The organism is Micromonospora sp. I033 (assembly GCF_053890995.1).
On record NZ_JBSSLX010000370.1, the window covers coordinates 1 to 2,515 of the forward strand.

The 2,515-nt window shown below is 73.8% G+C and carries 4 protein-coding genes; 1 reads left to right on the forward strand and 3 read right to left on the reverse strand.

What is annotated here, in order from left to right:
• The 3 genes from ACW0Q9_RS30190 to ACW0Q9_RS30200 form a co-directional block, all read right to left on the reverse strand.
• Nucleotides 1-676, reverse strand: a 676-nt coding sequence (locus ACW0Q9_RS30190; RefSeq protein WP_456187121.1) for a GTPase, incomplete at its 3' end; no start/stop codon positions are given.
• A gap of 61 nt (nucleotides 677-737) precedes the next feature.
• A complete protein-coding gene (locus ACW0Q9_RS30195; protein ID WP_456187123.1) occupies nucleotides 738-1,484 on the reverse strand; it encodes a Type 1 glutamine amidotransferase-like domain-containing protein in 747 nt (248 codons plus the stop codon).
• Nucleotides 1,485-1,514: 30 nt separating this feature from the next.
• Nucleotides 1,515-2,027: a MarR family winged helix-turn-helix transcriptional regulator gene (locus ACW0Q9_RS30200; protein ID WP_456187125.1), complete on the reverse strand. Its 513-nt coding sequence runs from the start codon at nucleotides 2,025-2,027 to the stop codon at nucleotides 1,515-1,517.
• 94 nt (nucleotides 2,028-2,121) lie between these two features.
• Here ACW0Q9_RS30200 and ACW0Q9_RS30205 point away from each other — a divergent pair.
• Nucleotides 2,122-2,515 (forward strand): EamA family transporter (locus ACW0Q9_RS30205; RefSeq protein WP_456187126.1); only part of this gene is annotated, 394 nt, incomplete at its 3' end.

The following is a 2,515-nucleotide window of genomic DNA, read 5'->3' on the forward strand; positions in this document are numbered from 1 at the left end:
CCAGGCCGCGCAGCTCGTCGAGGAACTCGGCGTTGCCCAGCTCGGCCTCGTCGACGTTGAAGACGTAGAGGAACGGCTTCGTGGTGAGCAGGTGCAGCTCGCGCAGGTGCTCCAGCTCGATCTTGGCGGCGGCGGCGCCCGCGTACAGGGTGGTGCCGCCGTCGAGGACCTCGACGGCCTTCTTGGCGGCCTCGACCGCGGCGGCCCGGTCCTTGCGGAGCTTGGCCTCCTTCTCCAGCCGGGGCAGCGCCTTCTCCAGGGTCTGGATGTCGGCAAGGATCAGCTCGGTGTTGATCGTCTCGATGTCGTCGGCCGGGGAGACCTTGCCGTCGACGTGCACCACGTTCGGGTCGGAGAAGGCCCGCACCACCTGGCAGATCGCCGAGGCGTCGCGGATGTTGGCCAGGAACGCGTTGCCGCGGCCCTGCCCCTTGGAGGCGCCCCGGACCAGGCCGGCGATGTCGACGAACGAGACCGGCGCCGGCAGCACCTTCTGCGAGGAGAAGATCTCCGCGAGCTTGGCCAGCCGCTCGTCGGGCAGCCCGACCACGCCGACGTTCGGCTCGATGGTGGCGAACGGGTAGTTCGCGGCGAGCACGTCGTTCTTGGTCAGCGCGTTGAACAGGGTGCTCTTGCCCACGTTGGGCAGGCCGACGATGCCGATGGTGAGACTCACGACGAGCCAGCTTACGCGGTTCGCCGCCGGTACCGGGCAGGCAGGTCGGCCGACCCCACGGTCAGGCGGGTCCGGCGGGCAGCAGCCGGGGCTCTATCCGGGTCTCCCGCACGGTGCCGTCCTCGGCGCGGGTCAGCTCGTACGCGGCCACGCCCTCCCGGTCGGCGACCGCCTCGGCCAGCCGGGTGCCCCGGTAGACCAGCCCGACGCCGTCGTCGGTGCAGTGGCTGGTCGGCAGCGTGCCGTCGCCGACCAGCCGGTGCATGAGCGGCCGGCGCTGGTCCTCGCTGTCGTAGTGCACGCCGTTGCCGTACGGGAGCCAGCCCAGCCCGTCGGTGAAGGGGCGCAGGGTGGGGCCGTAGCTGTCGGTGGCGCCGCCGAGGTGCCAGCAGATCGACCCGGCGGAGACCCCGCCGAGCACCACGCCGCCCTGCCAGCACTCGTGCAGGATGTCCGGCAGGCCGTGCACCCGCCACACCGCGCAGAGGTTGGCCACGCTCCCGCCGCCCACCCAGATGATGTCCTGGGCGAGCAGGTGGGCGCGGATGTCCTCGACGTTGGGCATCGGGTAGAGCGCCAGGTGGGAGGGGCGGAACCGGGTGCCGGCGAACGCGCCGTAGAAGACGGTGAACGAGGTGGGCTGGTCGCCGACCGCCTGGTTGAGGTAGCAGACCCGGGGCGCGTCGCCGGCCCCCGCCAGGTCGGCCATCAGCTCGAAGAGCTGGCTCGGCCGGGCGTCCCAGGGGCCGCGGTGCCGGCTGAAGAAACCCATGCTGGTGGCGACGATGGTCGGTTCACTGGCGGGCATGGCCGTCCTTCCGGTCGGTGGCGTCGGAGATCATCCTGCCTGATCCGGCGTCTGCGCCTCGGCCGCGGCGAGCAGGGCGCGCAGCAGATCGGCCAGCCGGTCCCGGTCGGCCGGGGGCAGCGCGTCGAGGATCCGCCGCTGCACCTCCAGCCCGGCCTCGGCCGACTCCTCGGCGACCCGGCGGCCGGCGTCGGTGAGGCTGACCCGCAGGGCCCGCCGGTCCGCCGGGTCGGGCGCGCGCCGGACCAGCCCGGCCCGCTCCAGCCGGTCGAGCCGGCCGGTCATCCCGCCGGAGGTGAGCATGAGCGAGGCCGCGAGCGCCTTCGGCGCCAGGGTGTACGGCGCGCCGGACCGGCGCAGCGCGGCGAGCACGTCGAACTCGCCCCGGCCGATGCCCCAGCCGGCGTACACCTTCTCCTGGCGGTCGCCGACCAGCCGGGCCAGCCGGTAGATGCGGCCGAAGACGGCCATCGGCTCGGGCCGCATGCCGGCCCGCTCCCGGCGCCACTGCTCGACGATCAGGTCCACGTCGTCCGTTGCCACGGCTGTCGATTGTGCCGCACCTCGCACTTCCCCTTTCACTCGGCACTGACTAGCTTAGAGCTAAGCTACTTAGCAGCGAGGGAAGAAGGTCGTCATGCCCCGCCGTTGGACCGACGTCGTGCTCACCGGGGTCGCCCCGGCCACCTGGGGCACCACCTACCTGGTCACCGCCGAGCTGCTGCCCGCCGACCGGCCGCTCTGGTCCGGCGCGATCCGCGCCCTGCCGGCCGGCCTGCTGCTGCTCGCCCTGACCCGCCGCCGGCCGCACGGCATCTGGTGGGGACGGGCCGCCCTGCTCGGCGCGCTCAACATCGGCGCGTTCTTCCCGCTGCTCTTCGTCGCCGCGTACCGGCTGCCCGGCGGCACGGCGGCCGTGCTCGGGGCCGCCCAGCCGCTGCTGGTCGCCGCGCTCACCGTCGCCCTCCTCCGGGACCGGCCCGGCCGGCCGGCGCTGCTCGCCGCGCTCGCCGCCCCGGCCGGGGTCGCCC